The sequence below is a fragment of the Gammaproteobacteria bacterium genome (genome assembly GCA_016705365.1).
Lineage (GTDB): Bacteria > Pseudomonadota > Gammaproteobacteria > Pseudomonadales > UBA5518 > UBA5518.
Genome location: JADIYI010000008.1, coordinates 1507621 through 1531792 on the forward strand (window position 1 = coordinate 1507621; position 24172 = coordinate 1531792).

The following is a 24172-nucleotide window of genomic DNA, read 5'->3' on the forward strand; positions in this document are numbered from 1 at the left end:
TCAACCGAGCAGTTTCAGGATGAGGTTCTCCAGCGGGCCGTAATCATTGTTGAAGTGATGACCGCCCGGCACGCGTTCGATCCGGATGTTCGGACCACGCAGCAGCGGGCAAAGCGAGTCTGCCTCCTCGTCCGCGCCGTAAACGCACAATACCGGAAGATGCAGGCGGCCGGCTTCTGTCGTCGAGTCGAGTGCTCCGTCGCGGTGCACCTCGTGGATCCAGTCGCCGACCTTGATTTCCACATTGACGAATCTTGCCGGAGCCAGCAGTGTGACAAGCGCGATGCGCTGTTGCAGATCGGCGGGCAGGCGATTGACCAGGATCGGCAGCCATGAGGCTCCGAACGAGTATCCGACCAGCAGGATCCGTTGCTTTTTCCAGTCCCGCAGATAGCGGCGCAACAGGATCTCCAGATCGCGCGACACCTCGGCCGGTTTGCGTACCGTCCAGAAATACTTCAGGCAGTCGAAGCCCAGCGTGGAAACTCCCTTGCTCTGGAAAGCCCGGCCGAAATCGCGGTCGAGATCCGCCCAGCCGCCATCGCCGGAAATCACCACTGCCAGCACATCGTTGTCTGTTTCCGGGGCAGCCAACTCGATCACCGGAATATCGGGCGCCTGCGCCGCAGGCATCAGCACGATGGCTGCCATGAGCAGACAGTTACGCAGTTTCAGTTTCATGTGAAGTGGCTGCCTGGCAGGAAAAATCTCCCTTGGAGGCGGACAACAATGATCGTGGGGGCGGCGCGCTGGTTGCCGAACATCTACCACGCTTCAGCGGGTGGCATCGGTCCGTATTTGTGTCGGTGCCGGTTCGGGCGACGCGGCGGCGGCGATTGCCCTGCGGGCGGTTCTCGAGACCAGCACCATCAGGGCCATCGGGATTGCCAGGCCGATCGCCGGAATCAGCACTTGCGGGAGCAACACCCGTTCCCGCAACGTTCGCCAGGGCGTGGCGGCCGACCCCCCGGCGTGCCGCAGTGTCATTGCTCGGACGGTTGCCCGGTGTCGCTCGCCGCGGACTCCCCGCTCCCGTTTTCGTCCGCCGTCGGGTTTTCGCCGGCCGCGGCCTTGCGTGCCTTCTTTTCCTCTTTTTTCTTCTTCTTGGCGAGATCGCGCTGTCGTTTTGCAAAACTGTAGTTCGGTTTGGCCATTCGTCACCTCATTGGATAGATCCGGAAACAGGCCGACAGGATACGGCATTTTCCCGCTTGCCGTATTGCAGTGCCTGGCCGCAGACCGGGCGCGAGGGCCCCGAGCCCTGCCAGGACGGGACCTCATATGAATTCGTACAGGATCACGAAGCCCGAAAAAACCATCAGTGTCAGCGAGGCGAGAAACGCCAGGTCGATGATGGTCGTCCACCTTGGCAAGAGCCCGACATGCACCCGTCGCAGCGCGAAGAAAATCAGGTAGCAGACCAACAGGAAGCCGAGTGCGGAAAACAGCAGCATATCGTCGGCAACGGAGCTGATGGTCGGGGTCTGTCTGAGGTTTACCACGCCCATCAATCCGATGCTGATCCCGGCCATCGTGCCGCTGGTCGGCAGCAGTGACAGCATTGCGCTGCTGGTGTCTGTCGGATTGCGCAGGTTTTTCAGCATGTCTGGTAAATTCCGTCGCCAGGCAGGTCGCGACAGGATGTCCGCTGCGGCTCGCGTGGTGAGACCCTGCGGCGGGTGAAAAGTTGTTCCTCCGGCGCGAATATATCCGCCAGATCCGGGCTCTGCCCGGTCATGGCGCGCTCATGAGTACTGGGGGCTGCGGCAAGGCTTGGCGCAAGATGCCGGGCATCGGATTCAGTCGGGTTCCGCCTTCGAGGGAGTGTCTGCGGTCGGCAGGAAGAGGCCGATCAGGGCGCAGATGGCCATGATGAAGATGACTGTCGACTGTGGTCCAGTCGGGATCGACAGCAACGAGCAGCAGCGGAGCCGCCAGCATGATCAGGAGCCCGGTTCGGACGGTCCCGGGCGCCTCGATGTTCATGACTGCTGCAGAGTCGTCATGCAATGGCGCAGCCATTGCGCGCCGAGTTTCTCCAGCAGAGAATTCTGCTTGAGGCGTTCGTTCAGCACCTTCCAGTCCACGCAGTCGAGCGGCTGGTCCTGATTGAAGCAGGAAAACACATAGCTGGTCTTGCCGGTCAGCGGGTCCCGGTGCGGTTGCAGGCACTGGGCACAGATTTCCTTCATCATGCACTGCATCGGCGAGTTGATCGAGCCGATTGCAAAGTGATGTGGCTTGAGGTGTTCCTTCAGCACCTCGTGACGCGCGCGTCCGACGCCAGCCATCATGCGGTCGGAACCGATCGCGATGATGCGGTCGGCATCCTCGAGGCGAATCGTGCATTCGCCGAGCAGTCCTTCCGCGTAGCTGTCCATGGCCTGCACGATGTTGCCGACGAAACGGCGATCCTGCGGCCGCGTGGGTTCGAAACCCGGTTCCTCGTCGCAACACCACACGATCACGTCGGCGGCGTTCTCGATATCGGCCACCTTGTAGCGGTCCTGCACTTTCTTGTAGCCGGCGAAGTAGAGCACTTTCGAGCCGGCGGCACGGAACGCCGCGCCGATCGAAAACAGCACCGCGTTGCCAAGCCCGCCGCCACAGAGAATCACGGTCTCGCCACCTTCGATATGTGTGGGTGCCCCGGTCGGGCCCATCAGGATCACCGGTTCGCCCGGCTGCAAGGTCGCGCACAGATTGCTCGAGCCACCCATTTCCAGTGCGATCACCGAGACCAGCCCCTGTTCGCGATCGACCCAGGCGCCGGTCATCGCCAGGCCTTCCATCTGCAATCGCGTATCGCATACGACGGGCGCCAGCGATTCGAAATTCTGCAGGCGGTAGAACTGGCCGGGCTGGAACTTGCGCGCCGCGAGCGGTGCGTGCAGCGTGACCTCGACGATGGTCGGTGTGAGCCGCTCGACCCTGTGTACCGAGGCGATCAGTTGCGCGGCGAGTTCCGCGAAGAAGTCGCCGCTCGCGACCGGGCGCTCGACGCCACGTTGCGCGAGCACCCGGCTGACGATCGGGAATCCCTGCTTTGCGGAGGCCATTGCCTTCACGACATTGCCGAAATACGAGGGATGCACATCGCCGAAATAGCTGATGAACCGGCCGTCCTCGTGGCGCGACAGCAGCACCCGCGGCGTCTCCGGCTTGGCCGCGGCATACTCCGGCTCGGCCGTCAGTCCCTGCTCGTCGCAGGCCGCAAAATACTTGCCATCGAGTTCGAAACTCCCCGGAAATTCACGTGCCAGTACCGTGTTGGGCTGCGTTCCCGCGGCTACGAATACCGTACGTGCCGGAAACCAGTGCTCGGTGCCGCTCGCCTTGTTGTTGAGGCGGATGCCGCGCGTGGCGCCGTAGTAATCCACGTCGACCCCTACCGGCGTCATGTCCTCGGCAAACCAGATGCCTTCTTCGAGGGCTTTTTCGACTTCCTCGTGGTTCAGCGTGTAGGAGGGGCTGTCGACGAGTCGGCGGCGATAGGCAATGGTCACGCCACCCCAATGACGCAGCATCTCGACGATGCGCGGTGCGCGACCGGCACTGGCCGCCTGCTTGCGTTCCTGGCGTATGGCACGGGCATGGGCAAGAAATTCTTCGGCGATTTCACGCTCGTAATCGTCCCAGGGCTCGCGGATCGTATCTTCATCGACGTGCTGCGCGAGCGCTTCGTAACGATCAAGGAATTTTTCCACCTGCACCACGTAATAGGCCAGCGACTCGGTGGCGGTGTCGATCGCGGTAAGACCGCCGCCGATCACGACCACCGGCAACCGCAGTTGCATGTTGGCGATCGAATCGGCCTTGGCGGCGCCGGTGAGTTGCAGCGCCATCAGGAAATCCGATGCCGCGCGCACACCCCGTGCCAGTCCGTTGGGGATGTCGAGCACGGTGGGGCCGCCTGCACCCACGCACAATGCGATATGGTCGAAGCCCATGCGCCAGGCATCGTCCGCGGTTATGGTGCCGCCAAAGCGCACACCGCCGAACATGGCGAACTGGCTGCGCCGTTCGACCAGCAGACGCACGAGTTTCAGGAAATTCTTGTCCCAACGCACCGTGATGCCGTACTCGGCAACCCCGCCGAATCCGGCCATCACGCGCTCATCGAGCGGCTCGGCGAGTTCTGCGATATCCCGCACCGGGCGGAAGGGCACGCGTCGGCCGTGTACATCGACGCCGGACAAATCCGCCGCCAGCGGCTCGATTTTCAGGCCGTCGATGCCGACCACCGTGTGGCCGTCGTTCATCAGGTGGTGGGCGAGGGTGAAGCCCGCCGGTCCGAGCCCCACCACCAGCACCTTGCGTCCGCTGTCGGGTCGCGGGTAGGGATGGCGCAGGTTGAGCGGGTTCCAGCGGGTCAGCAATCCGTAGATCTCGAAGCCCCAGGGCAGTTCGAGCACGTCTTTCAGGGTGCGCGTCTCGACCTGCGGGATATCGACCGGCTCCTGCTTCTGGTAGATGCAGGCTTTCATGCAGTCATTGCAGATGCGGTGCCCGGTGGCGGCCACCATCGGGTTGTCGATCACGATCATGGCCAGCGCGGCAATTGCCTCGCCCCGGGTCTTGAGCAGGTGAAACTCCGAGATGCGCTCCTCGAGCGGGCAGCCCGTCAGGCTCACGCCAAACGGGGATTTCCGGTAGACCGGCGCCGCAGGTTCGGCACCGCGCGGTGCTTTTTCATGCAGGCCCTTGGAGCAGGAGTCCTTGCCCTGGTTGTGGCACCAGATGCAGTAATTGGCCTGGTCCAGCGCACCGTTCAGATCGGTGCCGTGATCGGTCAGCTCGAAACCCTCGCGGCGGCGCAGGTGATCGCTGCTGTGGCGCGCAAAGCCAAGCGAATCGTCGGTGCGCAACGGCACCAGCCGCATGTAGTCGAGTTTGCGCGGGGCCTTGAACAGCACGCCGTCACCGTGCTTGCTGCGCCCCGCATCGGTCCCTGCGGCCCACGCCGCGTAGCATGCCGCGAGGGCGAGCTTGTCGGCGTTGGCGGTCGGGTCCTGTTGCCAGGCGAGTACCTGGTTGGCAAAGGCGAGTTCGCTGAAATGCTCGCCGAGCAGTTCGCTGGCCGCGGCTGCGGGATCCAGCGAGGCGATGTCCTCGGCCGTGACCTTGCTGATCGCGATGCGATGCACGAAGGCGCGCTTCACCGTGTAGAGCGGGGCGAGCTCGTGGTGCCGGGCAGACAAGGCGCGTGACTCGGCCTCGATGCCAAACAGGCGGGCGAGGAACTCCTCGAGTTGCGGGGCCAGTGCAATCAGCAATTCGGCCTCGTCCTTCGGTGACAGGGCCGTGGGGTCGCTACGTCCCGCAAGCAGCGCATCGCGCAACTCCGGGTGGGCCTCGGCGGAAAAATCGAGGAATGCCGCGTCAAGGCGCTCGAGCCCCTCGCGATGGTACAGATCTTCGAAACTCAAACCAAAACGCAACTCGGGCATGGGGCTATCCATCAACACAAAGGCGCAACTATACGGAGCGTCTCGGGGCGGATCAATTTACCGGTTTGCAAGGTCGGACTGCCGGGCTGCCACGGTACCTTTCGTTCGGGTGCTGCGCCGGGTAGCCTGTACCTTGGTATGCACCCGGATCCGCGATCAGGAAGCGGCCAGATCGTCTGCACCGTGTTCCCGTTCGCGAGTCAGGCGTTCGCCTCCTCGATCACCGTGGTCCAGTAATAGTCGTACTTTACGAAGTTCAGCACCTGTGAGGTGTGCACCTTGCTCACGCCCGGCATTCGTTCGATCTGGCGCATAAGCAGTTCGCTCAGTTCGTGTGCGCTGCCGAGCAATCCCATCACGAGGATGTGGTAGCGGCCCAGCACCGTTGCCACGAATCCCACGTTGGATAACGCTGCAAGGTCGCGCGCGACGTCGTCCACCGATCGTCCGGCCACCTCTACGCCGATGGAGGCGAACATCTCGCCGTGCTCCACCCGCATGTTTCTCATTGCCGTGATGCGGATCAGATTGCGATCATGCATCGCATTGATACGCACGCGTACCGCGGATTCCGACACGCCCAACTCGTCGGCGATGGTCTGGTTCGTGGATCTGGCATCGATCCAGAGGCGCTCGATGATGGCCTTGTCCATGTTGTCGACACGCCCGTTTTCCGGAAATCGCATGGGGATTTGCGGGCGATCGATGAGCGGGCCCATCACGGTCGCGTACTTCAGTGTCTGCAGCCCCAGGCTGAGTTGCAGGCTGCGTATGCCCCTGACGCGGGCAAGATCCTGCGTGACGAGACGCACCAGCGAGGCGTGGTTATCGGCCACGGCGACCACCTCGATATCGCAACTGCCCATCGTGAGCATCACGGACAGTATCTCGGGAATCTGCGCTAGTTCATCGGCAACTTCATCGGCAGGCAGGCCGGCAACTTCAATGCCGATGAACAGCATGAAATCGAATCCGGCGCTGGCCATATCCGCGACCGCCAGGATGCGCATCTCCTGGTGCGCCAGCATTCGCTGGATCCGGCTCCCGACCTGCCGTGCGGGCAGTCCGAGTTCTCTGGCGATCACCCGGTTCGAGCGTCGGCCATTTTGCTGGAGTAGGTTGAGTATTGATTCGTCGGTGGGATCCATCGTGGACTCCGTTCAAGACGGCGACAGTATAGTTCGTAGATCGGTGAAACACATATCGTTGAAGATGAGTATTAAATAAATGAAATATGTCGAATAATATTTGCCAGATGATATAAATCACAATAAAATAGCCATTTCGTACCGAAATGGTGACAAAAAGATAGGGCGGGTCGTCGCCTGCTCCTAGCAATGCCAAGGAGACGCTCATGTACGCCGATCGACTGTTGATCACGCTTTGTATTGCCTGCGCTCTACCCTTGACCGGCCACGCCCAGGAGGCGCTTGAGGAGATCATCGTCACCGCTCAGAAACGCAGTGAAAACCTCCAGGAAGCTCCGATCTCGATCGTCAGCCTCGGTGCGGACGCACTCGAGCGGTTCGATATCCAGAGCATCGGTGACCTCGCTTACCACATCCCCAATCTCTCGATGACGCCGTTCCCGAACAGCCCCAATGCGCCGCGACTCTTTATTCGTGGCGTCGGCAGCGGTGATCCCCAGGTGACCACCGATACCTCGGTCGGCGTCTACCTCGACGGGGTCTACCTCGCGCGCTCCATCGGCCTCGGACTTGAAGTGGCGGATATCGAGCGCGTCGAGGTGCTGCGCGGACCGCAAGGAACCCTGTACGGGCGCAATACCACCGGTGGTGCGGTAAATGTGGTGACGGTGCGTCCGCAAAGAGATCTTTCGTTCTCACAGGAACTGGGAGCCGGCGAGCTCTCGCGATTTCACAGCAAGACCGTGCTCAATGTACCGCTCTCCGACCAGGTGTTTGGGCGCCTCGCCTATGCCAGGAACGAACGCGACGGGCCGGTCGAAAACATCGGGTCGGGCCAGGATTTCGGCAATCATGACAAGCGCGGCTTCAGGGGCGACCTGCGCTGGCTTGCCAGCGAGAGCGTCACGCTGGACTATGGCTACGATCGCAGCGACTCGAGTTATACCGGCTATTACTACCAGCTGCTCGAGGCAAATACCTATTTCGATGGCATCCTGCCCGAGGAGGAAGATCGCCTCGACAAGGCTGCGCTGCCAAATCACTACCAGTCGGGCGACGGCGATACCGAAGGCCATACACTGACGCTGACGGTCGATACCGGGCTCGGTGAATTCAAGTCGATTTCCGCGTATCGCGAGCTCAATGAGTCGACTTACCAGGACTACTCCGCCAACAGCTTTCTCAGCGTCATCCGCAATGCGGTCGCGCGAACCGGGCAGGACCAGTTCAGCCAGGAGTTGCAACTGGTCGGCAGCAGCGATTCGGGTAGCCTGGACTACGTGGCGGGACTCTATTACTTCGAGGAAAATGGTGATGTGTACCTCGTTGATCAAATCGACCTGATCGGCCTCACGCTGCCCGCGGCCGACGTGAGTGCGAAAAATGCCGCGTGGGCCGCATATGCGCAGCTCGCCTGGCGCCCGGCTGCCGAAAGTCCGTGGGAAATCACGCTCGGCGGCCGCTATTCGGTCGATGAGCGCGACGCGGACAATATTTATTACGGCAAGGTGGACAAGTCCTTTGACAAGTTCACTCCCTCGTTTACCGTGGCCTACCAACTGGGAGAGTCCTCCTCGGTCTATGGCAAGGTGGTTACAGGTTACAAATCAGGTGGGTTCAATTTACGTGCCGCCGATTTCACGCAGCCCTTCGACCCCGAGACGCTCACATCGTACGAGATCGGAGTGAAGAGCGAGCTGCTGGATCGGCGCCTGCGCTTGAATACCGCGGTGTTCTACGCGGACTACGAGGATATGCAGCTCGACATCGTGGTTCCGAACCAGCCCAATCCGGCGCTCACGCAGACCGAGAATGCCGGCAAGGCAAATGTCTCGGGTATCGAGATCGACCTCGAGGCATTGCTCGCACGTGGGTTGCGCGTCGCCCTCTCTTACGGCTATCTCGACACCGAAATCGAGAAGGTGGAGGGTGACGACAAGCGTTTCTGGGTGCTGCAGAACGCACCCGACAATCAGCTGAGTGCGGTCATCGACTGGGAAGCGGCATCGTGGTCCTGGGGCAGGCTCGACATCGCCTTCGACTATACGCATCGCGATAGCGTGTTCACGTCGGCACGGCCGAACCCGCCCGGATTGCGCGGTGATTACATCCCCTCTTATGGCATCGGAAACCTGCGCGCCAGCCTCTCGGGCGAGGACTGGATCGGGCGCGGGAGCTTCGAGATTGCAGCTTGGGTACACAATATCTTTGACGAGGAGTACCAGATCGAGGGCCAGGGCAGCTTCTACCAACTGCACGCCAACAGGCTCGCGATATTCGGTGATCCACGCCTGTTCGGCGTCGACATCCGCTACGAATTTTGACAGCAGATACGGCAATCGAACCAACGCAACACAAGGAGACCCCGATGACTGACAAGCACGCCGGTGACCGCTACGAGATTGAACAGTTGTTGTACCGTTACGCATGGATGGCCGATAAGCGAAAGTGGGAACTGATGGACAGCGTCTTTGCGCCGGAGGCGACAGTCGATTACACCAGCACCGGCGGCAAGAAGGGGCCTTATCGCCCCACGCTCGAGTGGCTGCATCGCGCGCTCGAGGGCTGGCCGGTAAACCTGCACTTCACGAGCAACATATGTATCGAAATAGACGGGGACCGTGCGAATTGTCGCTGCATGTTTCTGGCGCCGATGGCGCGCCAGCGTGCTGACGGTTCTCAAGAGGTGATCACCAACGCTGGCTATTACTTTGACAAGCTGACACGCGGCCCGTCGGGTTGGCGTATCGCGGAGCGTGTCTGCACCCAGACGGTGCAGATGGGGCAGTTGCCATCGGGATACGCAATACCCGAGTGACGCCAACCGGCCGATACCGGGCAACGATTTCCGGGAGCTGAAGCATCGAGTCAGTTGATGGGTATGACAATGAGTAACTATGCGTTGACAGGCGGAGCTACCGGCATCGGTGCGGCTGTCAAAAAGCGACTTCGTGATTCCGGTCACAACGTTATTGTGGTGGACATAAAGGATGCTGATATCGTGGCGGATCTGTCAACCGCCGCGGGGCGGAAATCCGCTGTGGATGGCATCAGCGCGGCCGCGCCCGATGGACTGGATGGTTTTGTTCCGTGCGCGGGATTGGGACCGAATGTACAGCCTTGCTCCTTGATCACGAGAGTCAACTATTTCGGCGTACTTGCGACTATCCGAGGCGTCATGGATTTGCTGGTCAAACGCAGCGGCAGCGTTGTCGTCATCTCCTCCAACTCGGCCTCAATGCCGGGGCTCAACGAGCAATATGTCGATCTGCTCTTGAACGAGCAGGAAGAGCAGGCTTGCGAGCTGATTGATGCGCTGGATGGACCCACGGCGTACGCCGGTTCGAAAAATGCGCTTGCCCGCTGGATGCGGCGCAACGCCGCCGATTATGCCAGGCAGGGGATTCGCATGAATGCCGTTGCGCCGGGTATCACCAAAACGCCGTTGACTGATAAATTGCTGAATGATCCTGCATTTGGAAAGCTGATGGAGGAGTTTGGCGCCAGCATTCCTACCGGCTCCGTAGCCCGACCGGATCAGATTGCCAGTGCCGTGGATTTTTTGTTGTCGTCCGGGGCATCGTTTTGCTGTGGTTCCGTGCTGTTTGTCGACGGTGGTCACGATGCGATGTCGAGGCCCGATCAGTTCTAGTTGCTACTGCGTTTCTGAATCGCGGCAAGCAGCCACACCGGAAATTCCGGGACAACACGAAGGAGTAGACATGGGCGTGCTCGATGGGAAAATTGCGGTTGTGGCCGGTGGGTCTCGCGGCGTCGGGCGGGGCTGTGTCCTGGAGCTTGCTGCGGCAGGAGCCAAAGTCTATATCCTGGGTCGCACGCTGACAGAAGGCGATAGCGCATTTCCGGGAAGCCTCTCGAAAACGGTCAGCGAGGCGGCGGATCTTGGTGGTCACGCGGTTCCAATCGTCTGCGATCTGCGCTCGGATGCCCAGATTGAAGCTGTCTTCGCCCGCGTCATTGCCGAGGATGGCCAGATTGATGTGCTCGTGAACAGTGCCTTCGATTTGCCCGAAGGCTGTGGCAACGGCGAGCGATTTTTCGAGACTCCGATCTCATTTTTTGACGACATGATGGCGGTCAGCGCACGCTCCGTCTACGTGACGACATGGCATGCCGCGCAGCACATGATTCCCCGTCGCAAGGGTCTCGTCGTAAACATCAGCTCGCAGGGATCGCGAGAGTTCTTTGTGCATGCGACTTATGGTGTAAGCAAAGCAGCCTTGGACCGGATCGGCCAGGACGCAGGGCGTGAACTCGCCGCGCAAGGGGTTGCCCTGGTGACTCTGTGGCCGTCGTTTGTGCTGACCGAGCGAATTCTCTCCCTGGACGCCGACGAGTGGGAGCTTGATCTTACAGACGCGGAGTCTCCGCGCTTTCCCGGTCGTGGCGTAGTCGCGCTTGCGGCTGATCCAGATGTCGTGACTCGGAGCGGTCGCATCTATACCACACGGCAAATGGCAGAGGCCTATGGCTTTACAGACCTGGATGGCAGGCTACCCAAAGGAGCGCCCGACCCGTTGACGCACTATCCATTGAATGACTGATCGAACTGCTTGGCAGGACCAGCTTCGATGCGCTGGTGCAAGCGGGCGAGGCAGGCAACGACAGTGGTGTCAGGCGGGCCCCAGCCACCTCCAGTTCGATTTCGTCGTTGACCGCGCCCTTTTTCACGAGCGTCATTTTCCCGAGAAACTGATTGCGCGCGCTGGTATCCAAGCTCACTCTCCTGTGCGCCGGTCAAATCGGCAAGGACGTGGTTCAAAGGCTTCAAAGGTGTGTTCACAGGCGCTGATCCAGGGCCGTTGGCCTGGGGCTGCGGCCCATACTGGTCGTCACGCATGAACTTTTGGCAATCCGTGGTCCGCCGCGGTTTCTGAAACCCGCGCTGGAAGTTACTATTCCCCGCGGACACCGGCGTATCGCCGGGTAACAGCAATCGCAACGGGAGCAAGGAATATGGGACGTCTGGCAGGCAAGGTGGCCATCATTACCGGAGCAGCCCGCGGGCAGGGCGCGGCCGAGGCACGCTTCTTCGTCAAGGAGGGTGCCAGGGTTCTGATTACCGACGTAATCGACGAACCCGGTGAGGCGCTGGCGAAAGAACTCGGCGCGAATGCGCGCTACATGCATCTCGATGTGAGCAAGGAAGCGCAGTGGGGTCCGGTGGTGGCGGCTGCCGGGGAAATGGGCCCGCTCAACATACTGGTCAACAACGCGGCAGTTTTGTTCGCGGCGGCGATTGCGCAGACCTCGCTGGCGGATTACCAGCGCGTGATCGGCATCAACCAGGTCGGCTGTTTTCTCGGCATGCAGGCCGTGATCGAGCCGATGAAACGGGCCGGAGGCGGCGCGATCGTCAATATTTCCTCGGTCGACGGATTGCAGTCGAAGAATGGCCTGATTGCCTACAGTGCCAGCAAGTGGGCGATTCGAGGCATGACCAAGAGCGCCGCGATCGAACTCGGGGTTCATGGCATCCGGGTGAATTCGATCCACCCGGGCGGAATCGATACCGTCATGGGCAATCCGGCCGGCAACCCGTTGGCGCAGGTGAACGAGTTCTACAAGCATCATCCGCTGCCACGCGTCGGGCACGCCGAGGAGGTCGCGCATATGGCGGTATTCCTGGCCTCGGACGAGGCGAGCTATTGCACCGGTTCGGAATATCCGGTGGATGGCGGCTGGAACGCCGGCCTGCGCAGCCCCAGCCTGCCCGGGTTCTGAGCTCGCAACGACTTCCCGGAGAGCGGGGTCGATGAACATGGCGGCTGATGCGGCTGGCGCCGATGCTCCCCGGTTCCCGTATCCGCGATTTCGCGCGAAACGGCGCGCGCCGGTGCTGGCTGAATTCGAAGCCGGTGGCTGACGGGAGCACCAGGACACATGGCAATCGAGATCGAGCGCAAATTCCTGGTGGCCGACACGGCATTTCTTGCCGGTCTCGAGGGCGAACGACTGGTACAGGGCTATGTTGCCGGCACGGAGCGCGCGACGGTGCGGGTGCGGCGCTGCGGCGAGCAGGCCTGGCTGACCCTGAAGGGGCGCAGCGTCGGTATCAGTCGCAGCGAATTCGAGTACCCGATACCGCCGGCCGATGCCGAGCGCATGTTGCTCGAGCTGTGTGCCGATCCGGTGATCAGCAAGACCCGCTACCGCGTGCGGTATGGCGATCATCTGTGGGAGGTCGATGTCTTCGACGGTGCCAACGCGGGGCTGGTAATCGCGGAGATCGAGCTGGCACGCGAGGACGAGGTCTTTGCCGTGCCTGAATGGCTCGGCGCCGAGGTCTCGGGCGACCCGCGCTATTTCAACTCCCGGCTGGCCGAACACCCGTACCGGAGCTGGTGAGCACGGTCGGTACCCGGGCTAGTTGCCGGAGTCCGGTTCCAGCTGCTCCAGTTCCTCGCAGGCGAACAGCCATGCTTCCTCGGCCACGGCAAGGCTTTTCTGTTGTGCCGCCTGTTCGCGCAACAACTCCTGCACCGTGGCGTCGTTGCCAGCGGCGTAGAGTGAGGGCTCCTCCAGCCGCGCGGTGAGCGTCGTCAGCTCGCTCTGGGCGTTATCCATGTCCTTCTCGAGGCGGCTGATGCGATTGCGCAACGGGCGCAACTGTTCCCGTCGTTCGGCCGCCGCGCGGCGTTCCTCGCGCCGGTCGGTGCGCGGCTTGCCGCGTTCGCCGACTCCATCGCCGCTGGAAAGCTGGTGCTGCTCGAATACCAGTTTGCGGTAATCCTCGAGATCGCCGTCGAAGGGTTGTACCGTGGCGTCGGCCACCAGCAGGAATTCATCGACCGTATTGCGCAGCAGGTGGCGATCATGCGAAACGAGCAGCACGGCGCCGGGATACTCCTGCAGCGCCAGCGTCAACGCATGACGCATCTCCAGGTCGAGATGGTTGGTCGGCTCGTCGAGCAGCAACAGGTTGGGCTTCTGCCAGGCGACCAGCGCCAGCGCGAGGCGCGCCTGCTCACCGCCGGAAAAATTACCCACGCTGGCCAGCGCCTGTTCGCCGTGAAAGCCGTAGCCGCCGAGAAAATCGCGTATCGACTGCTCGCTGGCACCCGGGCTCTGGCGTTGCACATGCAGAAACGGCGTGGCGTTCAGGTCGAGCGCCTCGAGCTGATGCTGCGCAAAGTAGCCGATCCGCAGATGCTCGCCGCAATGCCGTTTGCCCGTCAGTGGCGCGAGTTCGCCGGCAATGGTCTTGATCAGCGTCGACTTGCCGGCGCCATTCGGGCCGAGCAGACCGATACGCTGCGCAGGCATGATGCCGAGTTCGATGCCGCGCAGGATCGGCACCCCGCCATAACCGAGCGTCGCCTGCTCGAAATTCAGCAGCGGTGTCGATACGCGATCGGAGCAGGGCAGGCGCAGCGAGAACTGTGAATCCACATGTGCCGGTGCGATGCGCGTCATCCGTTCGAGTTCTTTCAGGCGGCTCTGTGCCTGGCGCGCCTTGGTGGCCTGGGCGCGAAAGCGTGCCACGAAACCCTCGATCTCCTTGATGCGCTGCTGCTGCTTCTGGTAAGCGCTCTGCTGTCCCGCGAGCTTCTCGGCACGCTGCAGTTCGTAGCTCGAGTAGTTGCCCCGGTAGCTGCCGAGCGTGCCGCCCTCGAAGGCCACGATGCGGTTGGCGACATTGTCGAGAAAATCGCGGTCGTGCGAGATCAGCAGCAGGGTGCCGGCATAACGTAACAGCCACGCTTCGAGCCATACCAGCGCATCGAGATCGAGGTGGTTGGTGGGCTCGTCGAGCAGCATCAGCTCGCTGGGGCACATCAGGGTGCGTGCGAGCGCCAGGCGCAGCCGCCAGCCGCCGGAGAACTCGCGCACCGGGCGCTCGCGCTCGGGCGGCGCAAAACCGAGGCCGTCGAGCAATTCGTGGGCACGCGACGCGGCGCGATAACCGTCCATGGCGGCGAAGCGCGCATGCAGTTCACCGAGCGCCGCGCCGCTCGCGCTCCCGATCTGCGCCTCGAGTGCGCGAAACTCCACGTCGCCGTCGAGCACGAAATCGAGCGCCGGCCGATCGGTGGCCACCACCTCCTGCTCCATGGCGGCAATGCGCCATTGCGCGGGCAGGGAAACCTCGCCGGCGTCGGCGTGGATCTCGCCACGCAGCAGCGCGAACAGGGTCGATTTGCCGCAGCCGTTGGCGCCGATGATGCCGGCCCGTTCGCCGGGGTGGATACGCAGGTCCGCGCCCGCGAGCAGCGCACGGGTGCCGCGTTGCAGCGAGACGCCGGATAACTGGATCATGAATCGGGGTTCTGTTGCCGGATCCGCTCAGATGGCGCGAAGTCGCTGGCATGCTGACTGGATCGCCGCATCGACCTGTTCCCGGCTCGATGCCGTGGCACACAGATCGCGCAGCTCGCCATCGAGCAGCCGGTAGATCCACGCGTGCACGGTCAATTCCTGTCCGCGCTCCCAGGCGTCCTGTACCACCGTGGTCTGGCACACGTTCTGGACCTGCTCGATCACGTTCAGCTCGCACAGCCGGTCGCTCATGTGCACGGTGTCGGAGATGCCGGCAAAGGTTGCCGCGTGTTTCTTGTGCACGTCCTGCACATGACGCAGCCAGTTGTCGACCAGTCCGAGCCGGCGGTTCGCCAGCGCCGCGGCCACGCCACCACAACCGTAATGACCACAGACGATGATGTGCCTGATCTTCAGCACATCGACGGCGAACTGCATCACCGAAAGACAATTCAGATCGGTGTGCACCACCACGTTGGCGACATTGCGATGCACGAACACTTCGCCGGGCAGCAGGCCAACGATCTCGTTGGCAGGCACACGGCTGTCGGCACAGCCGATCCACAGGTACTGCGGTGCCTGCTGGGTGGCGAGCGCCTCGAAAAACCCGGCGTCGCGCGTCTTCATCTGCGCCGCCCAGCGACGGTTGTTGGTAAAGAGATCCTTGATATCGCTCATCGTGTGTTTCCGTCTGCCACCGGGGCGCGCTTCAGCGCTTCACGATCACCGAGGATCCATGCCCGAACAGCCCCTGGTTCGCGGTGATGCCGACGCGCGCACCCCCGACCTGGCGATCGCCGGCATCGCCGCGCAATTGCAGGGTCAGTTCGCAGACCTGTGCCAGCGCCTGTGCCGGCACGGCTTCCCCGAAGCAGGCAAGCCCGCCGGAGGTGTTTACCGGTATGCGTCCGCCGATCGACGTGGCGCCTTCGCGCACCAGGCCCGCCGCTTCGCCCCGCGGGCAAAGTTGCAGGTCTTCGCACCAGTCGAGTTCGAGCGCGGAGGAGAGGTCATAGACTTCCGCGAGGCTGACGTCCCGCGGACCGATGCCTGCTTCCTCGTAGGCCTTGAGCGGTATCGAGGCGCGAAAACGATGCGTATCGACCGCGCTCGCCGCCGCCGAATCGGTCGCGAGGTCGGGCATCTCGACCACTTCACTGGCGAAGGTCGGCGTCACGGTTGAAATCGCCGCGACCCGTACCGCATCGCCCCGCCCGATACGGCGTGCGTAATCGAGGCTCGAGACCACCAGTGCAGCGCCGCCATCCGAGGTCGCGCAGATCTGCAGCAGGCGCAACGGGTGCGCAACCATTGGCGAGGCGTGTACATCGGCCATGGTGAATTTCTTGCGATAACGGGCATTCGGATTGGTGAAGCCATGCTCGCTGTTCTTGATCTTCACCAGGCCAAAATCGTCTTCCGTATCACCGTAGAGATCCATTCGCCGCCGCGCGTAGAGCGCGAAGTAGGTCGGGTTGGTGATGCCGACCAGGAATCGCACCCAGTCGGGATCGTCGGGTCGGTAGCCCTTGGCGGGCGCCAGGAAACCCTTTGGCGTGGTATCGGCGCCTACCACCAGGGCGACCTCGCATTCGCCGGAGAGGATTTTCGAGCGCGCCGCAGCCAGGGCCTGCGAGCCCGAGGCGCATGCTGCATAGGAAGTGTTCACCTCGGCACCCTGCCAGCCGAGGGCCTGGGCAAAGGTCGCGCCGGACACATAGCCCGGGTAACCGCAGCGCATGGTGGCTGCCCCCGAGACATAGCGGATGTCCTGCCAGCGCACGCCGGAATCGGCGATTGCCGCGCGTGCCGCGTGCAGACCGTATTCGACGAAATTGCGACCCCACTTGCCCCAGGGATGCATGCCGATGCCGAGTATGGCGATGTCGTTGCTCATGAATTCTGCTCTCCCATCAGGCCACCGGCTTCCATTTCCAGATCATTTTCTCCGACTCCGCATCCGTATAGAGCGTGTCGAGCACGAGTTCCATTTCCTGTCCGACCTTGAGATCGGTCACCTCGACGCCGCGCACCACCTGGCCGAGGATCACCATGCGCTCGGATTCCAGTTCCACCGCGGCGATCGTGAACGGCTCGAAAGGCTCGGCGGCGACAAACGGTTCCGGTGGTTTGTAGGCGGCATTGGTACAGGACCAGACCCGGCCGCGCCGCGACAGCGGTACCTCGTCGAACTCGCTGCTGTCGCAGGCCGGGTTGCGGCAATAGCTGGTCTGTTTCGGGAAATAGCAGGTGTTGCAGGCACGACAGCGCGAGCCCAGCAGCTGCGGTTCCTTTTCATCCAGGGTGAACCAGCCCTCGAGGGCTGCGACCTTTGGCAATACGCTCATTCTCGTTCTCCGCGTTCCGGTGCCGATGCGCTCCGGTGGCTGCTGACTCAGGGTGGGGCGCGCCGCGAAGTGCGGGCGCCGGAGCAAACCCGAAGGATACACGTGCGTGCCGTCGCGCGGCAATAAACAGAGCCTCTTCCGCTGAGTGCTATTGTCAGCCGGCATTGATATGTTTGGCCCTTGTACGGCCATGCCGGGATAGGCAGTATCGCGCGCATGGTCGCGTTTCTGGAGTGCAGGCGATGAAGGTTGAATTTACCCCGGAACAGGAGGCGTTGCGGCGCGAGTTGCGTGCCTATTTCGAGCAACTCATGACTCCCGAGCTGGTGGCCGAATGCGACGAGAGTCCCGGCGAAGGAGGCGGTCCGTTGTGGCGCGCGGCGCTGGCGCAGATGGGGCGTGATGGCTGGATCGGCCTCGGCTGGCCGAAGGAGCTCGGCGGACGCGGCATGACGCCGCTCGAGCAATTCATCTTTGTCGAGGAGGTGATGCGCGCGGGCTATCCGTTTCCGTTCCTGACCACCGAGTCGGTCGGTCCCATGCTCGCGCAGTATGGCAACGAGTGGATTCACCGTGAAATCGTGCCGAAGATTCTCGCCGGGGAGCTGTGCATCGCGATCGGCTATTCCGAGCCCGGCGCCGGCACCGATCTGGCCGCGCTGAAAACGACCGCGGTGCGTGACGGTGACGAATGGGTCATCAACGGCCAGAAAATGTGGACCAGCCTGGCCAATTTCAGCGATTACGTGTGGCTCGCGGTACGTACCGATCCGGATGCGCCGAAAAAGCACAAGGGCATCTCGATGTTCCTGATACCGACCACCGATCCGGCCTGGAGCTGCACCCCGGTCCACACATTGGGCGGCGTGCGCACCAACGCGACCTATTACGACAATATCCGGGTCTCGGACAAGAACCTGGTCGGGGAGCTCAATGGCGGCTGGAAACTGATCACCAGCCAGTTGAACCGCGAGCGCCTGAGCCTGGTGAATTACGGGCCGACCGCGGTGTTGTTCAACACGGTATCGCGCTGGGCGATGGACACCACCCTTGCCAACGGTCAGCGGCTGATTGACCAGCCCTGGGTGCAGATGAACCTGGCACGTGTGCGGGCCGGGGTCGAGGCGCTGAAGCTGGTTTGCTACAAACAGGCCTGGGCCATGACCGCAGGCACGCTCGACATGGCGGATGCGTCGGCGGCGAAGGTCTACGGTTCGGAGTTTTTCATCGAGGTGTATCGATTGCTCGGCGAGGTGATCGGCGAGGCTTCCCTGGTCAGCCGTCATTCGGCAACAGGGCATGTGCTGAAAGGACGCATCGAGCGCATGTATCGCACTGCGTCGATCCTGACCTTTGGCGGTGGCGCCAACGAGATACAGCGCGACATCATTTCGGCGGCGGGCTTGTGGATGCCACGCGCCGCGCGCTGAGCCGGGCGGGACAATTTCTGGAGGAATGAGCAATGGATTTCGGAATCTCGGAAGAGCAGCGCGATATTCAGGAGCTGGCACGCAAGATCCTTGGCGATCTCGCGACGCCGGTGCGGCTCGCGGCCTATGACAACTACGCCAGCGAACGCTTCGACGAGGAGCTCTGGCGCCAGCTGGCGGAGGCCGGATTGCTGGGTCTGGCGGTGCCCGAGGAATTCGGCGGCATGGGTTTCGGATTCATGGAGCTCGCACTGCTGAGCGAGGAAATCGGGCGCACCATAGCGCCGGTGCCGGTGCTCAGCCACCTGCTGGGCGGTGTGTTGCCGATCTGCCTGTTTGGCAGCGCCGAGCAGAAACAACGCCTGCTGCCGGGCGCCGTATCCGGCGAGCAGCTGCTGAGCGCGGCGCTCGAGGAGGATGCCGCCGTGAGCGTTACCACCGCTCGCGCCGAGGCGGGGGGCTATCGCGTCAGTGGCGAGAAGTTTGCGGTGCCGTTCGCACACCGGGCGCAGCGGGTGCTGATCGCGGCCCAAACCGATGGCGGCGTGGTCGTGTTGCTGGTGGATCCGGCGGCCAGCGGTGTGAGTTGTAGCGCAATGAAAACCACCAGCTACGAGCCGCAATCGCTGCTGCGCATGGACCACGTGCGGGTCGAGGCCGCCGACGTTCTGGCGGGCCCGGATCGCGGTGCCGCCGTGATCGGCTCGATTACCCGTCACATGACCGTCGCCCTCTGTGCGCACCAGGTGGGGGTGACCGACAGCATGCTGCGTCAGACCGCCGCCTATACCAGCGAGCGCAAGCAATTCGGGGTTCCGATCGCCACCTTCCAGGCGGTCGGGCACCGCGCGGCGAACTGTTTCATCGATGTCGAATGCCTGCGTCTCGGCACTTACCAGGCGGCATCGTTGCTGGCTGCCGGTGAAGCGGCAGTCGTGGAAACGGATATCGCCAAGATATGGGCGGGAGATGTCGGACACCGGGTGAGTTATGCCGCACAGCATCTGCACGGTGGCGCCGGGGTCGATCGTGGCAATACGCTGTGGCGCTATTGCCTGTGGGCACGCCACAACGAGATGACGCTCGGCTCTTCCGCGGCGCGTCTGGCAGTGCTGGGCGCGCGCTGCGCCAGCGGTGAGGCCCTGATCGACTGAGTTCGCGCGAAACCGCGCCGCGTCAGCGCTTTACCTGCTCGATATCGGCCTGATCGACCAGGTTCCACTCGCCGGCATTGCGGAACAGTCGCTTCTCCAGCCGCGGGTAGTCGACGATGTCGTGCGCCAGGCGTTGCCCCATGACCAGGCACACCAGCGGTACTGCGCCGTCATTGATCAGTTCGTGCGCGACGCCATTGGTCGGGCAGCCGATGAAATCCCCCGGGCCAATCGGCTGCAGCGCCTCGCCGAGCACCGCGATACCGCGACCCGCGAGCACGTAGATGCACTCCTCCTCGAAGCGATGCACATGGTATTCGGTGGACTGATGGCCCGGATCGACCGTGATCAGGTGCACGCCGAGATTCTTCATCCCGGTCGCATCGCCCAGCGATTTGTTGAGGCGCTCGGCGGCGCCGTTGAGGTAATGCGCCTTGCGCACACCTTCCATTTGCTCGATTTCCGCTGCCGCCAAATACATCCTGGTTTGTCCCCGTGTTCCGATGCGTGCAGTGTACCCAATTCCCGATGACAGAATTGGGTAAACTGCCGGACCATGTGTGGTCGCTACAACGTGCATGATGATCCGTGGCTGCAGACCCTGTTGCGCGAACTGGGAATCGACGCGCAGCTGGCGACGCGGGTGAACGTTGCACCTGCCGAGCCGGTGCCGGTGGTTTTCGAGGAGGACGGGCGGCGCCGGATGCGCGAGATGCGCTGGTGGCTGGTGCCGTCGTGGGCGCCGGCGATCGACACGCGCTACTCGATGTTCAATGCCAAGGCCGAGACCCTTGCCACGAGCAAGGCGTTTCGCGGACCGTTGCGGCACCGGCGCTGTATTCTGCCGGCATCCTCGTTTATCGAATGGACCCTGTCCGAAGGGCGCAAGCAGCCGTGGCTGATCCGGGCCGAGGGCGCCGCCATTGCATTCGCCGGCCTCTGGGATGTCTGGGAAAAGGACGGCAACTACCTCGAGTCCTGCACCATCATCACCACCGATGCCGCACCCGGACTCGAACGCCTGCACCGGCGCATGCCGGTGATGTTGCGCGCGGAGGATTTCGCGCGCTGGCTGGATGTGGGTGTACCTCCGAAGGAGCTGACGGACCTGTACCGGGCGCGGCTTCCGGGAGTGATGGTGGTGGCCACGGCGTCCGCGAAGTTGAACGATGCGCGCAACAAGAATTCCGATCTGCTGCACGAGACCGGTATCCCGGAGCGAGTGGAGGAATGAACCGGACAGAGCACGGCCGGATCAAATCTGCCAAACTTGGGCAGGGCGCCGCGCGTCGTTGCAAATGCTCGAACGGTTCCGCGAACGACAAGGCGTGCCCGAAGCATATCCCGACAAGCCCGGAGAGAATCCAGATGACGAATCCTGAACAGTTGCAGCAACTCGGTTTGCCCCCGGCGGACCAGATCGGTTTCGTGGTGCGCGATCTCGAACAGTCGATGGCGGCATATGCGCCGCTGTTCGGGCCGTTCAGCACCATGGATGGCTCGGTGACTCAGGTGCGCTACCGCGGGCGTAACGAGGACGCCGGGCTGAAACTTGCGTTCGGGCGCAGCGGCGATCTCGAAATCGAATTGATCCAGTGGGTGTCGGGTCACAGTCCGCACCGTGAATTCATCGAGAAGGGCCGTGAAGGCATGCATCATATCCGCTTTCGTGTGGAAGATGCCGATGCCTGGATCGCGCGCCTGGAAGCGCTCGGCTATGCCGCGATCTGGTACAAGCGCTTCTCGGCTGACACGACCTTCGCGTATCTCGAGCGCAGTGGTGATCCGACCCTGGTCGAGATCCTGCAGATGCCGCCTGGAGGCCCCGGCAGCCAGTGATGACAGGGGCAGGCAATGCGATCGTTCCTTCCACTCCCGGGCGGGTTCCGCGATCGGGCAATGGTTTTACCCGCTGGTTGGGGCGCACGCTGCTGCGTCTTGCCGGGTGGCGGGTGACCGGTACGCTGCCCGATCTGCCGCGCTTCATCGCGATCGCCTCCCCCCATACCTCGAACTGGGACTGGGCGCTGACCTTGAGCACCTCTTTCGCGCTCGGCGTGCCGCTCAATTACATGGTCAAGGACAGCGCATTTTTCTGGCCGCTGTCGCTGTTTCTGCGCGCTACCGGTGGTGTGCCAACCAATCGTCTGGCGCCGCTCGGCATGGTCGAGGAGCTTGCCGCGCGGCTGCGCAACACGCCCGAGATCGTGTTGGCTATCACCCCGGAGGGCACACGGGCGCGGGTCGATAACTGGAAAAGCGGGTTTTTGCGCATTGCCGAGCTGGCCAAGCTGCCGGTACTGCTGATCTCGTGGGATTATCCGAGCAGGATTCTGAATCTGGGTCCGCTGGCTGAACTGACGGGCGATCATGAGGCCGACCTCCGCGCCATTCGCACCTATTACAGCCAGTTCACCGGGCGCAACCCGAGGAACCAGAGTTCATGATCGAGCTCGCGCCGGGCATGTCGGTCGCCGACGAGGAAATAGAGATCAGCGCGATCCGCGCGCAGGGCGCGGGCGGACAGAATGTGAACAAGGTGTCGAACGCGGTGCATCTGCGCTTTGATGTGCGTGCCTCCTCGCTGCCCGAAGCGGTGCGCGAGGCGGTGTTGTCGTTGCGTGATCACCGCCTCAGCAAGGACGGCGTGGTGGTGATCAAGGCGCAGCGTTTTCGCAGTCTCGAGAAAAACCGCGAGGACGCGTTCGAGCGTCTGCGCGAATTGCTGAGGCGCGCCACGCAGGCGCGCCGGGTGCGGGTGGCCACGCGGCCGACGCGGGCTGCGCGGCGCAGGCGCGTCGATGACAAGAGCCGCCGCGGCGAGTTGAAGAGCAGTCGGCGGCCGTTGCGCCACGAGGAGTGATTTCGCAAGGCGTGATGGTGCCGCGGGCGCCCATGCCGGGGGGAGGCCGATGGATCTTCAATTGATGTTGTGGCTGGTTCTGGCAGCGGCATTGATACTGGCCGGGCTGGCCGGGCTCATGCTGCCGGTACTGCCGGGAGCGGCGCTGTTGCTGGCGGGTTTCGTGGTCGCGGCCTGGGCCGAGGATTTCCGCTACGTCGGTGTGGCCACGCTGTCGCTGCTCGCGTTGCTCGGATGTCTTATATTCGCGGTCGATTTCGTGGCCGGCGCGCTTGGCGCGCGTCGCTTCGGCGCCTCGCCACGGGCCGCGCTCGGGGCCGCGCTCGGCGCGGTGGCGGGCCTGGTATTCGGCCCCATCGGGTTCTTCGTTGGCCCGTTCGTCGGAGCCGTGATCGGCGAATTGTCGGCGCGGCGCTCCTTGCACCAGGCGAGCCTGGCCGGTGTCGGCGCCACCCTTGGCCTGGTGCTGGGTGTTGCCGCCAAGCTGGCGCTGGCGCTTACCATGATCGGCGTGTTCCTGATCGCGCGCTGGTGAGGAGGAGCAGCTTGTTGCCGCGCGTCTCGAAGATCGTCACCACGGTGCTGCTGGTGGTCACGCTGGGCGGCTGCGGCTGGATGCCCTGGCACGACAGCGAGCCCGAAACCCACCCCGGGGTGCCGGGTTACGTGGCACTGGGCGATGCCGCCGCGGTGCGTGCGGCTTTGCTCGAGCAGCATCGACAATGGCGCGGCGTGCCATATCGCATGGGCGGCACGGATCGCAACGGGCTCGATTGTTCGGGCTTCACCCAGCTCACCTTCAGGCAGCGCTTTGGTGTTGCGCTGCCACGCGACACATCGGCGCAGCGCGCGGCGGGCAGGGAGGTCGGGGAGCGACGCATCGTGCCCGGTGACCTGCTGTTTTTCGATACCGGCATCTTCGAGCGTCATGTCGGCATTTACCTGGGCGAGCGGCAGTTCCTGCACGTCTCCACCCGCGCCGGGGTGATGATTTCCAGCCTTGGCGACAAATACTGGTCGCGCCGCTTCAGCCGTGCGGTGCGTGTTCACTGAGATACATTGCGTCGTCGCGGCAACAGGCGAATAATGGCTGTGACCTTACCGCATGAGCGCGCTGATGGGCGCCGCAGGAGGAGCGATGGCGGAACGCAGGGTTTCCAATCGCCAGCCGAGTCTGGTGTTCTATGACCTGGCCTATGCCGAGACGGGGCAGCGCTTCGGTGATCTGGTGGACCTGTCGCATGAGGGCCTGATGGCCTGGTGCGATGCGCCAATGCTGCCCGGGTCCCGGGTCGCGCTGCAACTCGATATTGCGGCGCGCATGCTGGGCACCCGGTCGGTCCATTTCGAGGCACAATGCTGCTGGTGTCGCGAGACCAGCGGCCCGGATGGTTATGCCTGCGGGCTGCAGGTTGTGAGCAAGCACTCTCCTGCTGCCGCCCAGATCCCGTATCTCGCGGCGACCATGTTGTTCGATACCCTCCGCGCATTCTGATCCG

General features: G+C 62.9%; 27 protein-coding genes. 15 read left to right on the forward strand and 12 right to left on the reverse strand.

Features of this window, described 5'->3' with window-relative positions; all coding sequences use genetic code 11:
* The 7 genes from IPF49_14550 to IPF49_14580 form a co-directional block, all read right to left on the reverse strand.
* Complete coding sequence (locus tag IPF49_14550) at window positions 1–681, reverse strand: hypothetical protein (GenBank protein MBK6288825.1); 681 nt, start codon at window positions 679–681, stop codon at window positions 1–3.
* A 93-nt stretch (window positions 682–774) separates the two neighbouring features.
* A complete protein-coding gene (locus IPF49_14555) occupies window positions 775–927 on the reverse strand; it encodes a hypothetical protein (protein ID MBK6288826.1) in 153 nt (50 codons plus the stop codon).
* Between the two features lie 56 nt (window positions 928–983).
* Window positions 984–1154 (reverse strand): hypothetical protein, encoded by a 171-nt coding sequence (locus IPF49_14560; protein ID MBK6288827.1) that lies wholly within the window; start codon window positions 1152–1154, stop codon window positions 984–986.
* A gap of 123 nt (window positions 1155–1277) precedes the next feature.
* Complete coding sequence (locus IPF49_14565; protein MBK6288828.1) at window positions 1278–1604, reverse strand: hypothetical protein; 327 nt, start codon at window positions 1602–1604, stop codon at window positions 1278–1280.
* Between the two features lie 130 nt (window positions 1605–1734).
* On the reverse strand, window positions 1735–1986 hold the full coding sequence (locus IPF49_14570) for a hypothetical protein (GenBank protein ID MBK6288829.1): 252 nt from the start codon (window positions 1984–1986) through the stop codon (window positions 1735–1737).
* A complete protein-coding gene (locus IPF49_14575; protein ID MBK6288830.1) occupies window positions 1983–5450 on the reverse strand; it encodes an FAD-dependent oxidoreductase in 3468 nt (1155 codons plus the stop codon). The genes IPF49_14570 and IPF49_14575 overlap by 4 nt, the downstream gene beginning before the upstream one ends.
* Window positions 5451–5650: 200 nt before the next feature.
* Window positions 5651–6598, reverse strand: a complete 948-nt coding sequence (locus tag IPF49_14580; GenBank protein ID MBK6288831.1) for an Lrp/AsnC family transcriptional regulator — start codon at window positions 6596–6598, stop codon at window positions 5651–5653.
* 206 nt (window positions 6599–6804) lie between these two features.
* Between IPF49_14580 and IPF49_14585 the strand changes: the two genes are divergently transcribed.
* The 6 genes from IPF49_14585 to IPF49_14610 all read left to right on the forward strand — a co-directional run bounded on the left by IPF49_14585 (window position 6805) and on the right by IPF49_14610 (window position 12967).
* On the forward strand, window positions 6805–8922 hold the full coding sequence (locus IPF49_14585) for a TonB-dependent receptor (GenBank protein MBK6288832.1): 2118 nt from the start codon (window positions 6805–6807) through the stop codon (window positions 8920–8922).
* A gap of 44 nt (window positions 8923–8966) precedes the next feature.
* Window positions 8967–9416 carry a nuclear transport factor 2 family protein gene (locus tag IPF49_14590; protein ID MBK6288833.1) on the forward strand — a complete coding sequence of 150 codons (450 nt, stop codon included), beginning with the start codon at window positions 8967–8969 and terminating at the stop codon, window positions 9414–9416.
* A 57-nt stretch (window positions 9417–9473) separates the two neighbouring features.
* The gene (locus IPF49_14595; GenBank protein MBK6288834.1) at window positions 9474–10250 is read left to right on the forward strand and encodes an SDR family oxidoreductase; all 777 of its coding nucleotides are present in this window, start codon (window positions 9474–9476) and stop codon (window positions 10248–10250) included.
* A 70-nt stretch (window positions 10251–10320) separates the two neighbouring features.
* Window positions 10321–11163 carry an SDR family NAD(P)-dependent oxidoreductase gene (locus tag IPF49_14600; GenBank protein ID MBK6288835.1) on the forward strand — a complete coding sequence of 281 codons (843 nt, stop codon included), beginning with the start codon at window positions 10321–10323 and terminating at the stop codon, window positions 11161–11163.
* A 412-nt stretch (window positions 11164–11575) separates the two neighbouring features.
* The gene (locus IPF49_14605; protein MBK6288836.1) at window positions 11576–12343 is read left to right on the forward strand and encodes a glucose 1-dehydrogenase; all 768 of its coding nucleotides are present in this window, start codon (window positions 11576–11578) and stop codon (window positions 12341–12343) included.
* Window positions 12344–12502: 159 nt separating this feature from the next.
* The gene (locus IPF49_14610) at window positions 12503–12967 is read left to right on the forward strand and encodes a CYTH domain-containing protein (protein MBK6288837.1); all 465 of its coding nucleotides are present in this window, start codon (window positions 12503–12505) and stop codon (window positions 12965–12967) included.
* 18 nt (window positions 12968–12985) lie between these two features.
* Here IPF49_14610 and IPF49_14615 read toward each other — a convergent pair whose 3' ends face one another.
* Genes IPF49_14615 through IPF49_14630 form a run of 4 tightly spaced genes read right to left on the reverse strand, consistent with a single transcriptional unit; the run spans window position 12986 to window position 17226 of the window.
* A complete protein-coding gene (locus IPF49_14615; protein ID MBK6288838.1) occupies window positions 12986–14878 on the reverse strand; it encodes an ATP-binding cassette domain-containing protein in 1893 nt (630 codons plus the stop codon).
* A gap of 27 nt (window positions 14879–14905) precedes the next feature.
* Window positions 14906–15556: a carbonate dehydratase gene (can, locus tag IPF49_14620; protein MBK6288839.1), complete on the reverse strand. Its 651-nt coding sequence runs from the start codon at window positions 15554–15556 to the stop codon at window positions 14906–14908.
* A gap of 31 nt (window positions 15557–15587) precedes the next feature.
* Window positions 15588–16775 (reverse strand): lipid-transfer protein, encoded by a 1188-nt coding sequence (locus IPF49_14625; protein ID MBK6288840.1) that lies wholly within the window; start codon window positions 16773–16775, stop codon window positions 15588–15590.
* 16 nt (window positions 16776–16791) lie between these two features.
* Window positions 16792–17226 (reverse strand): OB-fold domain-containing protein, encoded by a 435-nt coding sequence (locus IPF49_14630; protein MBK6288841.1) that lies wholly within the window; start codon window positions 17224–17226, stop codon window positions 16792–16794.
* 242 nt (window positions 17227–17468) lie between these two features.
* Here IPF49_14630 and IPF49_14635 point away from each other — a divergent pair, with 242 nt between their 5' ends.
* Window positions 17469–18656: an acyl-CoA dehydrogenase family protein gene (locus IPF49_14635; protein MBK6288842.1), complete on the forward strand. Its 1188-nt coding sequence runs from the start codon at window positions 17469–17471 to the stop codon at window positions 18654–18656.
* Window positions 18657–18688: 32 nt separating this feature from the next.
* The gene (locus IPF49_14640) at window positions 18689–19810 is read left to right on the forward strand and encodes an acyl-CoA/acyl-ACP dehydrogenase (GenBank protein MBK6288843.1); all 1122 of its coding nucleotides are present in this window, start codon (window positions 18689–18691) and stop codon (window positions 19808–19810) included.
* 22 nt (window positions 19811–19832) lie between these two features.
* Here the strand turns inward: IPF49_14640 and IPF49_14645 are convergent, their stop codons facing one another.
* Entirely contained in the window at window positions 19833–20291 is a 459-nt protein-coding gene (locus IPF49_14645) for a cupin domain-containing protein (GenBank protein ID MBK6288844.1), read from the reverse strand.
* A 93-nt stretch (window positions 20292–20384) separates the two neighbouring features.
* Between IPF49_14645 and IPF49_14650 the strand changes: the two genes are divergently transcribed.
* The 7 genes from IPF49_14650 to IPF49_14680 all read left to right on the forward strand — a co-directional run bounded on the left by IPF49_14650 (window position 20385) and on the right by IPF49_14680 (window position 24168).
* Window positions 20385–21044, forward strand: a complete 660-nt coding sequence (locus IPF49_14650) for an SOS response-associated peptidase (protein MBK6288845.1) — start codon at window positions 20385–20387, stop codon at window positions 21042–21044.
* Between the two features lie 134 nt (window positions 21045–21178).
* Window positions 21179–21649, forward strand: coding sequence for a VOC family protein (locus IPF49_14655; GenBank protein MBK6288846.1), 471 nt, complete (start codon window positions 21179–21181; stop codon window positions 21647–21649).
* Window positions 21649–22257 (forward strand): 1-acyl-sn-glycerol-3-phosphate acyltransferase, encoded by a 609-nt coding sequence (locus tag IPF49_14660; protein ID MBK6288847.1) that lies wholly within the window; start codon window positions 21649–21651, stop codon window positions 22255–22257. Before IPF49_14655 ends, IPF49_14660 begins: the two co-directional genes overlap by 1 nt.
* A complete protein-coding gene (gene arfB / locus IPF49_14665) occupies window positions 22254–22673 on the forward strand; it encodes an aminoacyl-tRNA hydrolase (protein MBK6288848.1) in 420 nt (139 codons plus the stop codon). The genes IPF49_14660 and arfB overlap by 4 nt, the downstream gene beginning before the upstream one ends.
* Before the next feature lie 49 nt (window positions 22674–22722).
* Entirely contained in the window at window positions 22723–23208 is a 486-nt protein-coding gene (locus IPF49_14670; GenBank protein MBK6288849.1) for a DUF456 domain-containing protein, read from the forward strand.
* 11 nt (window positions 23209–23219) lie between these two features.
* Entirely contained in the window at window positions 23220–23726 is a 507-nt protein-coding gene (locus tag IPF49_14675; protein MBK6288850.1) for a C40 family peptidase, read from the forward strand.
* Window positions 23727–23811: 85 nt separating this feature from the next.
* Window positions 23812–24168: a PilZ domain-containing protein gene (locus IPF49_14680; GenBank protein ID MBK6288851.1), complete on the forward strand. Its 357-nt coding sequence runs from the start codon at window positions 23812–23814 to the stop codon at window positions 24166–24168.
* The last annotated feature ends 4 nt before the right edge of the window (window positions 24169–24172 follow it).

Bases quoted from the DNA above. Each gene is read 5' to 3' on its own strand.
- IPF49_14595 (MBK6288834.1), top strand. From the start codon at position 9,474: ATGGGTATGACAATGAGTAACTATGCGTTGACAGGCGGAGCTACCGGC.
- IPF49_14610 (MBK6288837.1), top strand. From the start codon at position 12,503: ATGGCAATCGAGATCGAGCGCAAATTCCTGGTGGCCGACACGGCATTT.
- IPF49_14570 (MBK6288829.1), bottom strand. From the start codon at position 1,986: ATGAACATCGAGGCGCCCGGGACCGTCCGAACCGGGCTCCTGATCATG.
- arfB (MBK6288848.1), top strand. From the start codon at position 22,254: ATGATCGAGCTCGCGCCGGGCATGTCGGTCGCCGACGAGGAAATAGAG.
- IPF49_14550 (MBK6288825.1), bottom strand. From the start codon at position 681: ATGAAACTGAAACTGCGTAACTGTCTGCTCATGGCAGCCATCGTGCTG.
- IPF49_14565 (MBK6288828.1), bottom strand. From the start codon at position 1,604: ATGCTGAAAAACCTGCGCAATCCGACAGACACCAGCAGCGCAATGCTG.
- IPF49_14630 (MBK6288841.1), bottom strand. From the start codon at position 17,226: ATGAGCGTATTGCCAAAGGTCGCAGCCCTCGAGGGCTGGTTCACCCTG.
- IPF49_14605 (MBK6288836.1), top strand. From the start codon at position 11,576: ATGGGACGTCTGGCAGGCAAGGTGGCCATCATTACCGGAGCAGCCCGC.
- IPF49_14615 (MBK6288838.1), bottom strand. From the start codon at position 14,878: ATGATCCAGTTATCCGGCGTCTCGCTGCAACGCGGCACCCGTGCGCTG.
- IPF49_14655 (MBK6288846.1), top strand. From the start codon at position 21,179: ATGACGAATCCTGAACAGTTGCAGCAACTCGGTTTGCCCCCGGCGGAC.
- IPF49_14640 (MBK6288843.1), top strand. From the start codon at position 18,689: ATGGATTTCGGAATCTCGGAAGAGCAGCGCGATATTCAGGAGCTGGCA.
- IPF49_14680 (MBK6288851.1), top strand. From the start codon at position 23,812: ATGGCGGAACGCAGGGTTTCCAATCGCCAGCCGAGTCTGGTGTTCTAT.
- IPF49_14560 (MBK6288827.1), bottom strand. From the start codon at position 1,154: ATGGCCAAACCGAACTACAGTTTTGCAAAACGACAGCGCGATCTCGCC.
- IPF49_14645 (MBK6288844.1), bottom strand. From the start codon at position 20,291: ATGTATTTGGCGGCAGCGGAAATCGAGCAAATGGAAGGTGTGCGCAAG.
- IPF49_14660 (MBK6288847.1), top strand. From the start codon at position 21,649: ATGACAGGGGCAGGCAATGCGATCGTTCCTTCCACTCCCGGGCGGGTT.
- IPF49_14580 (MBK6288831.1), bottom strand. From the start codon at position 6,598: ATGGATCCCACCGACGAATCAATACTCAACCTACTCCAGCAAAATGGC.
- IPF49_14575 (MBK6288830.1), bottom strand. From the start codon at position 5,450: ATGCCCGAGTTGCGTTTTGGTTTGAGTTTCGAAGATCTGTACCATCGC.
- IPF49_14600 (MBK6288835.1), top strand. From the start codon at position 10,321: ATGGGCGTGCTCGATGGGAAAATTGCGGTTGTGGCCGGTGGGTCTCGC.
- IPF49_14585 (MBK6288832.1), top strand. From the start codon at position 6,805: ATGTACGCCGATCGACTGTTGATCACGCTTTGTATTGCCTGCGCTCTA.
- IPF49_14635 (MBK6288842.1), top strand. From the start codon at position 17,469: ATGAAGGTTGAATTTACCCCGGAACAGGAGGCGTTGCGGCGCGAGTTG.
- IPF49_14670 (MBK6288849.1), top strand. From the start codon at position 22,723: ATGGATCTTCAATTGATGTTGTGGCTGGTTCTGGCAGCGGCATTGATA.
- IPF49_14625 (MBK6288840.1), bottom strand. From the start codon at position 16,775: ATGAGCAACGACATCGCCATACTCGGCATCGGCATGCATCCCTGGGGC.
- IPF49_14590 (MBK6288833.1), top strand. From the start codon at position 8,967: ATGACTGACAAGCACGCCGGTGACCGCTACGAGATTGAACAGTTGTTG.
- can (MBK6288839.1), bottom strand. From the start codon at position 15,556: ATGAGCGATATCAAGGATCTCTTTACCAACAACCGTCGCTGGGCGGCG.